A 6740-nucleotide genomic window follows, 5' to 3' on the forward strand; every position below is an offset into this window, starting at 1 on the left:
CTCCGGCGCGTCGCACGATCGTGACAGACTGCTCGCAGGCCCCGCGTCGGCGCCGGGGACCGTCGAGCAGAGGAGCACCGCGTGACCGGGAGCGAGCCGGCCGTCCACGAGATCGACACCACCAGGCCGCATCCCGCCCGGGTGTACGACTGGTTCCTCGGCGGCAAGGACAACTACCCCGTCGACGAGCAGCTCGGCCGTCAGATCATGTCGATCGACGCCGGCGCACCGAGAGCCGCGCTCGCCAACCGCGCCTTCATGCGCCGGGCCACCCGGGCGCTGGCCCGGGAGACCGGAATCCGCCAGTTCCTGGACATCGGCACCGGCATACCGACCGAGCCCAACCTCCACCAGGTCGCCCAGTCCGTCGCGCCGGACGCCCGTGTCGTCTACGTCGACAACGACCCGATCGTGCTGGCTCACGCGGGCGCCCTGCTGCGCGGCACCCCGGCGGGCGTCACGGAGTACCTGCAGGCGGACGCCCGCGAACCCGGCACGATCCTCGAACAGGCCGCCCGTGTCCTGGACTTCGACCGGCCCGTCGCCCTGTCCCTGATCGCCCTGCTGCACTTCGTCGCGGACGAGGACGGCGCCCACGACCTGGTCGACACGCTCGTCGGCGCCCTCGCCCCGGGCAGCTGCCTCGTCCTGTCGGCGATGACCGCCGACTTCGAGCCGGAGAACGTGCGGCGGGGCATCGCCGCCTACGCCGCGGGCGGAGTGACCCTGGTGGCCCGCTCGCACGCCGAGTTCTCCGCCCTCTTCAAGGGACTGGAGCTGCTGGAGCCCGGCGCCGTCTCCGTGACGGACTGGCGCCCCGAGGGGACGCCGGACGGCGAGGGACCGGTTTCGCTGTACGGCGCGGTGGGCCGCAAGACCGCGGGCTGAGACCGGTCCCGGTCCGGCCGCGCCGGGTTCAGTGGCCGGGTATGCCCAGCACCCGGGCGATCGTGCGCAGCACCCCGTTGTCGTTGTTGGACGGCGCCAGGTGGCGGGCCCTGCGGACGACCTCCGGGTGGGCGTTGGCCATGGCGAACGACCACTCGGCGGCGTCGAGCATCTCCAGGTCGTTGAGGTAGTCGCCGAACACCATGGTCTGCGCGGACGTGATGCCGAGCTCGCGCTGGAGGCCGCGCAGGGCGGCGCCCTTGTTCGCGGTGCGGTTCATGACGTCGACCCAGTGCTCGCCGGAGACGACGACCTGGTGCGTGGCGGCGAAGGCGGCGAGGGCGGGCGCGGTGGTCCGCTCCGCGGAGCCGAAGTCGAACAGGGCCACCTTGATGACGTCGTCGTCGACCGCGGTCACGTCCTCCACGATCCGGTGCTCGACGTAGTACCTGCGCACCTCCGCCAGGAAGGGCTCGTCGGTCCGCTCGACGTAGGCGGACCGCTTGCCGCAGACGACGGCGCCCACGTCGGCGCCGGACGCCACCAGCCCTCGTACGGTCCGCGCGATGTCGGCCGCGACGGTGCGCTCCAGCGGGTCCGAGCTCAGCTCCACCCCGTCGCGCACCACGTAGGTGCCGTTCTCGGCGATGAACACCATGCCCTCGGCCACGTCGGCGAACTGCCGTGCCAGCGTGGCGTACTGGCGGCCGCTCGCCGGGCTGAACAGCACACCGCGCGAACGCAGCTCGGCCAGCAGGGCCCACAGGCCCTCCGGGATCCGCTTGTCGTCGTCGAGGAGCGTGCCGTCCATGTCGGTGACGACGAGCCGGATGCCGGCCGGGGCCGTGGGGACGTCGGCGGCGGTGAGCAGGGACGCGGGCGAGGCGGGCATGTCCTTCTTCCGGTCGGGGACGCACGTACTCGAACCAGTGTTCCTCATGCGCCAGGTGATCCCGGACCCGCCCACTGCGCCGATTCCCGGGACATGACGATCACCGGACGGCACAATGGCGGCGGAGAGCCGCACGTGAGGAAGGTCATCGACGTGAGCGAGAGTCACCCCCCGGCGGGCGGATCGCCGAGGCTGGACACCTCCGTGGCGCACAACGCGCGGGTCTGGAACTACTGGGTCGGCGGCAAGGACAACTACGAGGTCGACCAGCGGGTCGGCGAGCACGTCGCCGGGATGTTCCCGGTGATCCGGGCCGTGGCGCGGGCGGACCGCGACTTCCTGGGGCGGGCGGTACGGTTCCTGGCCGCCGAGCGGGGGGTGCGGCAGTTCCTGGACATCGGCACCGGTCTGCCGACCGTCGACAACACGCATGAGATAGCGCAGCGGGTCGCGCCCGAGTCGCGGATCGTGTACGTCGACAACGACCCGATCGTGCTGGTGCACGCACGTACCCTGCTCACCAGCACGCCCGAGGGCGTCACCGACTACGTCGACGCCGACGTGCACGACCCGGACGCGATCGTCCGGCGCGCCTCCGGCACGCTCGACCTCACCAGGCCGGTCGCGGTGATGATGCTGGGCATCCTCAACTTCGTGCTCGACACGGAGAAGGCGCGGGACATCGTGCGCCGGGTGATGGCTGCGGTCCCCGCCGGCAGTTTCCTCGTGCTGACGCACCCGACCTTCGACGCCGACCTGGGCGGCGAGGGCAACATCGCCGCGATGGAGTTCTGGAACGAGAACGCCACCCCGCCGATCACCGCGCGGGGCCGCGCCGATGTCGCCGCCTTCTTCGAGGGCCTGGACCTGCTGGAGCCGGGCCTGGTTCCGTGCTCGCAGTGGCGCTCCGGGTCCGGCGCCGCCGCGGTACCGCAGTTCGGCGCGGTGGCCGTGAAACCCTGACCCCCGAGCGGCCAGGCCGCGTCGAGGAGGACGTATGACCACCCTTGTCGACCCCGTGCCCGGCGGACGTCCCGGCGACGTCCCACGGGCCACCGCGCTCGCCTCCGAGCTGTCCGGGCGGGGAGTGCGCGGGATCGTGCTGGCCTATGTGGACACGGCGGGCATCGGCCGGGTGAAGGCGATCCCCACGGCACGGCTCCCGGCGGCGGTGGCCTGGGGCGTCGGCATGTCCCCGGTCTTCGACACCTTCCTGGCGGACGACTCGATCGTCACCACCGACGTCCTCGGTTCACCGGACGGCGACCTGCGGCTGTACCCGGCCCTGGACCGGCTGGTGGAGCTGGCCGGGCAGCCCGGCTGGGCCTGGGCCCCCGTCGACCGGATCACCCAGGAGGGCGAGCCGCACCCCGGGTGCAGCCGCACCTTCCTGCGCCGCGTGGTCGCGGACGCCGAGGAGCGGCTCGGCATCACCTTCGAGGCGGGCATCGAGATCGAGTGGGCCGTCGGACTCGGATCGGCGCCCGAGGGCGATTTCGTCCCGGCCGTGTCCGGTCCGGCGTACGGTGCGACCCGGCAGGTCGAGCTGAGCGACTACGCGGCCGATCTGCTCGCGGCCCTCGCGGCGCAGGGCGTGGACGTCGAGCAGATCCATCCCGAGTACGCGCCCGGCCAGTTCGAGCTGTCGGTGGCCGCGCTGGACCCGGTGGCGGCGGCCGACCGCAGTGTGCTGGTGCGGCAGACCGTCCGCGCGGTGGCGCGGCGGCACGGCCTGCGCGTGTCCTTCACGCCTGCCGTGTCCGCCGAGGGGGTCGGCAACGGCGGCCACATCCATCTCTCCTGCCGTCGCGACGGACGGAACCTGCACGCCGGGGGCGGCGGCCGGTACGGCATGACGGCCGAGGCCGAGTCGTTCGCGGCCGGGGTGCTCGCGCATCTGCCCGCCCTGACGGCCGTGACCGCGCCCAGTCCGGCCAGCTATCTGCGGCTCAAGCCCTCCCAGTGGGCGGGGGTGTTCACCGCCTGGGGCCGGGAGACGCGCGAGGCGGCGGTGCGGGTGGTCACCGGTATGACCGGCCGCCGGGAACAGTCGGCGAACCTGGAGGTCAAGCCGGTCGACCTCGCCGCCAACCCCTATCTCGCCCTGGGCTGTGTCATCGCCGCCGGACTCGACGGGATGACGTCCGCGGCGGTCCTGCCCGAGGAGATCACCGGGGACCCGGCACGCTTCGCCCCCGAGGAGGCAGAGGCACGGGGCGTGCGCAGACTGCCGACCTCGCTGCCGGAGGCGGTGGAACGGTTCCGCGCGGACGAGGTGCTGCGCACCGCGCTGGGCCCGGTGCTCGCCGACGCGGTGACCGCCGTGCGCCTCGGCGAGGCCGCGGCGGTCCACGGTCTCGACGACGCGCGGGTGGCGGCGGCCTACCGCTGGAAGTACTGACCATGGCGGGCGCCCTGCGCGCGGAACTGGACGGGCTGCCGCTGGTCGACCATCACTGCCACGGCGCCGTCACCGCCGATCTCGCCCCCGAGGAGTTCGAGTCGCTGATCACCGAGGGTGAGGCCTGGCCCGGGATCTCGGCCTTCGACAGCCCCGTCGGGGTGGCCGTACGGCGCCACTGCGCTCCCGTGCTGGACCTGCCGCGTCACGCCCCGCCCGCCGACTACCTGGCCCGGCGCGCCGAGCTGGGCTGGCGCGAGGTCAACCGGCGTTTCCTGTCCGCCGTGGGGGCCGAGGCGTTCTGCGTCGACACGGGGTACGCGCCGCACCGCGTCACCGGCCCGGCGGAACTGGCGGCAGCCGCGGGCGGTGCGGCGTACGAGGTCGTACGGCTGGAGGGCGTGGCGGAGGCGGTGGCGGCGCGGGGCGTCGAGGCGGGCGAGTACCCGCGCGTGTTCGGGGCGGCGGTGCAGGACGCCGTACGGCGGCCGGGCGTGGTGGCGGTGAAGTCGGTGGCCGCCTACCGCACCGGCTTCGGCCTGGACCCGATGAGGCCCACGGACGCGGAGGTGACGAAGGCCGTTCATTACTGGCTCGCGTCCGGGGACGGCCGTCTGACCGACCCGGTGCTGGTCCGGCACCTGCTGTGGACCGCCGTCGACCTCGGACTCCCCCTTCAGCTGCACACCGGCCTCGGCGACAACGACATCCGGCTGCACCGGTCCGATCCCGCCCTGCTGACGGACTGGCTCCACCTCACGAGCGGCACCATCCCGGTGCTGTTCCTGCACTGCTGGCCCTACCACCGCCAAGCCGCCTATCTGGCCGCGGTGTTCGAGCAGGTGTACCTCGACGTCGGACTGGCCCTCCACTACACGGGGCCGGTCCGGTCCCGGGCGATCCTGGAGGAGGCCCTGGAGATCACCCCGTTCCGCAAACTGCTGTACAGCTCCGACGCCTACGGTGTGGCCGAGTTCCACCACCTCGGCGCGCTGTCCTTCCGGCAGGGGCTGGCCGCCCTGCTCCAGGACCGGGTGGACGCGGACGAGCTGAGCCTGCCCGACGCCCTGCGGATCGTCTCCTGGACGGGGCGTGACAATGCCCGCCGCCTGTACGGACTGCCCGCATCCGACCCCGGCCGCGACTGACCGCGCGCCCCACCCGGAAAGTATGATCAAGCAATGTCTGACATGACCGAAACCACGCCCGGCTGGCTGTCCACGGACGAGCTGGAAATGGCCCGCGCCCGGATGCCGATCCTGTACGTCGAGGCCGTGCCCGTGCGCGTCGACGACAGCGGCGAAGTCACCAGCATCGGGCTGCTGCTGCGCATCGGGCCGGACGGAACGGTCAGCCGGACCCTGGTCTCCGGCCGTGTCCTGCACCACGAACGGGTCCGTGACGCCCTGCTGCGCCACCTGGAGAAGGACCTCGGCCCGGTGGCCCTGCCCCGGGTGCCGGCCTCCCTGCAGCCGTTCACGGTCGCCGAGTACTTCCCGACCGCGGGCGTCACCCCCTACCACGACCCGCGCCAGCACGCGGTGTCACTCGCCTACGTCGTCCCGGTGACCGGCGACTGCCGCCCCCGGCAGGACGCCCTGGACCTGGTGTGGTTCACACCGCAGGACGCCGTGTCGGAGGCGGTCCAGAGCGAGATGCCGGGCGGTCACGGCGTACTGCTGAAGCAGGCCCTCGCGCATGTGGGGCACGTGGCCTGATCCGGCCGGATCAGCCGCGCGTCCCCCGGGTCGCGGCGAACTCGTCGGCGGCGTCGAGGTCGAAGTCCCCGTGGTCGCTGCCGAGTCCCTGGGCCACCAGCGCCGCCGCCGCGCAACCGAGCACGGCGGACTCACGGGGGGTGCGGCCCAGACCCACTCCGCGCAGGAAGCCGGCGGAGAACGCGTCTCCGCATCCCGTGGTGTCGACGACGTCGATCGCGAAGGCGGGGACCGACTCGGTGCCCTCCTCGGTGACCAGGAGCGCGCCGTCGCCGCCGCGCGTGACCGCGACGAGGCCGGCCCCGGCGCCGAGGAGCTTCTTCGCGCCGGCCAGCAGGTCCTCCTCGCCCGAGAAGCCCAGGACCTGCTCGTCGTTGGGCAGCAGGTGGTCGACGTACGGCAGCGCCGCCGCGATCTGCTCGAAGCCGCCGAGCGCACCGGGCGCGAGCAGGTCCACGGAGGTGACCACGCCGTGCTCCTTGGCGTGCGCCAGGATGCGCGCGGCGACGTCGACGCCGAGCAGTTCCGGACCTCCCAGGTGCAGGTGTGTCGCTTCGGCGATCGCGTCCCAGGGCACGTCGTCGAGCCCGTAGGTGATGTTGGCGCCGAGCATGTGCAGCGAGGGCCGGCCCCCATCGGGCCGGATGGGCAGAACGCTCGCGGAGGTGGGGGTGTCCGCACGGCGGACGAGGAACTCGGTCGCGATTCCCGCCCTGTTGAGCAGCTGGACCAGCATGTCGCCGGTGGGGTCGGCGCCGATCGCCCCGGCGCGGTGGACCGAGGCGCCCAGCTTCGCGAGCGTCACGGCGGTTGCCCCGGCCGAGCCGGCGGGGGGCATCCG

7 protein-coding genes are annotated in these 6740 nt (G+C 73.2%); 5 read left to right on the forward strand and 2 right to left on the reverse strand.

Annotated elements, in window-relative coordinates; translation table 11 throughout:
• The first annotated feature begins 81 nt into the window (after positions 1-81).
• Entirely contained in the window at positions 82-888 is an 807-nt protein-coding gene (locus ACFW2E_RS38235) for an SAM-dependent methyltransferase (protein ID WP_384474062.1), read from the forward strand.
• 28 nt (positions 889-916) lie between these two features.
• Here ACFW2E_RS38235 and ACFW2E_RS38240 read toward each other — a convergent pair whose 3' ends face one another.
• Positions 917-1780, reverse strand: coding sequence for a Cof-type HAD-IIB family hydrolase (locus ACFW2E_RS38240; protein WP_384474072.1), 864 nt, complete (start codon positions 1778-1780; stop codon positions 917-919).
• Positions 1781-1933: 153 nt separating this feature from the next.
• Here ACFW2E_RS38240 and ACFW2E_RS38245 point away from each other — a divergent pair, with 153 nt between their 5' ends.
• Genes ACFW2E_RS38245 through ACFW2E_RS38260 form a run of 4 tightly spaced genes read left to right on the forward strand, consistent with a single transcriptional unit; the run spans position 1934 to position 5899 of the window.
• On the forward strand, positions 1934-2743 hold the full coding sequence (locus tag ACFW2E_RS38245; RefSeq protein WP_384474075.1) for an SAM-dependent methyltransferase: 810 nt from the start codon (positions 1934-1936) through the stop codon (positions 2741-2743).
• 34 nt (positions 2744-2777) lie between these two features.
• A complete protein-coding gene (locus tag ACFW2E_RS38250; protein ID WP_384474064.1) occupies positions 2778-4181 on the forward strand; it encodes a glutamine synthetase in 1404 nt (467 codons plus the stop codon).
• Between the two features lie 2 nt (positions 4182-4183).
• Entirely contained in the window at positions 4184-5329 is a 1146-nt protein-coding gene (locus ACFW2E_RS38255; RefSeq protein WP_384474067.1) for an amidohydrolase family protein, read from the forward strand.
• A 42-nt stretch (positions 5330-5371) separates the two neighbouring features.
• Complete coding sequence (locus ACFW2E_RS38260) at positions 5372-5899, forward strand: NUDIX hydrolase family protein (RefSeq protein ID WP_384474077.1); 528 nt, start codon at positions 5372-5374, stop codon at positions 5897-5899.
• Between the two features lie 10 nt (positions 5900-5909).
• On the opposite strand, the gene ACFW2E_RS38265 is transcribed toward ACFW2E_RS38260, so the two are convergent.
• On the reverse strand, positions 5910-6740 hold an 831-nt coding region (locus ACFW2E_RS38265), incomplete at its 5' end, for a carbohydrate kinase family protein (protein WP_384474070.1).

The sequence above is a fragment of the Streptomyces sp. NPDC058964 genome, from assembly GCF_042741275.1.
Classification (GTDB): Bacteria; Actinomycetota; Actinomycetes; order Streptomycetales; family Streptomycetaceae; genus Streptomyces.